Source organism: Vibrio methylphosphonaticus (assembly GCF_023634655.1).
GTDB lineage: Bacteria > Pseudomonadota > Gammaproteobacteria > Enterobacterales > Vibrionaceae > Vibrio > Vibrio methylphosphonaticus.
Genome location: NZ_JAMKMS010000056.1, coordinates 1 through 1320 on the forward strand (window position 1 = coordinate 1; position 1320 = coordinate 1320).

Sequence of the window (1320 nt, forward strand, 5' to 3'; positions counted from 1 at the left end):
TAATAAGATGGTACGCCCCCCCACACGCTAAACTTAACATTGTTAGGTTCAGTTAAATAAAGGTGACCATCATGACTACTATTCGCGTTATCGGTATCGATTTAGGAAAGAACACATTTCATCTTATCGGCCATGATTACTCAGGTAGAGAAGTCTTCAGAAAGAAGCTTAACAGACAAAAGCTGCTTCAATTATTATCAGTTCATGAACCTGTTATTGTTGCGATGGAAGCTTGTGGTGGTGCTCATTGGTTGGCGAGGCGGTGTGAGTCTTATGGACATCAAGTCAAATTGATTCCTGCTCAGTATGTTAAACCTTACGTAAAAACAAACAAAAATGACTTCATCGACGCTGATGCAATTGCAGAAGCCTCAATGCGTCCAAATATGCGCTTTGTCTCTCCAAAAAGTGAATTAGCCCAAGTATGTACAGTCGTCCGAAAAATCAGAGCAGGTTATCTCAAGGAAAGAACAGCGTGCATGAATAGGATAGGTTCAATTCTCCTAGAGTTTGGGATAAGTTTTCCGAGAGGGCATCACAACATGAAGAACCTATTTCAGTATTTAGCCGATAATAAAGAACCCGTTCCACCAATGTTAATTTTGGAGCTTAGAGAACAATTAGATCATTACAATCAATTGAATACATGGATTAAAGAGCAGGAAAAGAAATTAGAAAACTTGCTGAAAGACGATGAATTGTTAACTCTTTTACAAAGTGTCCCAGGAATTGGGCCGATGACAGCTTCTTGTTGCTTGTCAACTGTAGGGAACCCTACCGATTTTGCGAATGGTCGTAATTTTGCTGCTTGGATTGGTTTAACGCCACATCAATATTCTACTGGTGGCAAATCAAGAATGCTCGGAATATCGAAACGAGGAAACAAAGAGCTTAGAGAACTATTCGTCCATGCTGCTAGGGCTGTTATCTGGAGAGATGGGACGGCTGAACGTTACTTTGGCTCTTGGCTTATTGACCTGAAGCGCCGGAAACCATTCAATGTAGCCCTTGTTGCTTTAGCAAACAAATTGGCTCGGATAGCATGGTCAGTAATGGTGACTCATAAAGCTTTTGAAATAAGAGTATAAATCAGATTTGCAGATGATATATAAAGATGACAAAACGGTTAGACCACCAGATTGAAGACCTGATGGACAGAACAGCAACATAGAATGCTTTCACGTTTTTGAGGACAATCTGGCGCGGATCTCATCGTAGAGCTGGGACTAATGCAAGTCTCACACAGACTCTGAATACATTAGCGCAAACCAACTCCGTTATTTTTGATTTATCACTTGCAAAACGGGGCGTACCATACAT

At 40.8% G+C, this 1320-nt stretch carries 1 protein-coding gene; it reads left to right on the forward strand.

The window, feature by feature from the left end:
• The first annotated feature begins 71 nt into the window (after nucleotides 1-71).
• Nucleotides 72-1088 (forward strand): IS110 family RNA-guided transposase, encoded by a 1017-nt coding sequence (locus M9196_RS23200; protein ID WP_250619872.1) that lies wholly within the window; start codon nucleotides 72-74, stop codon nucleotides 1086-1088.
• The last annotated feature ends 232 nt before the right edge of the window (nucleotides 1089-1320 follow it).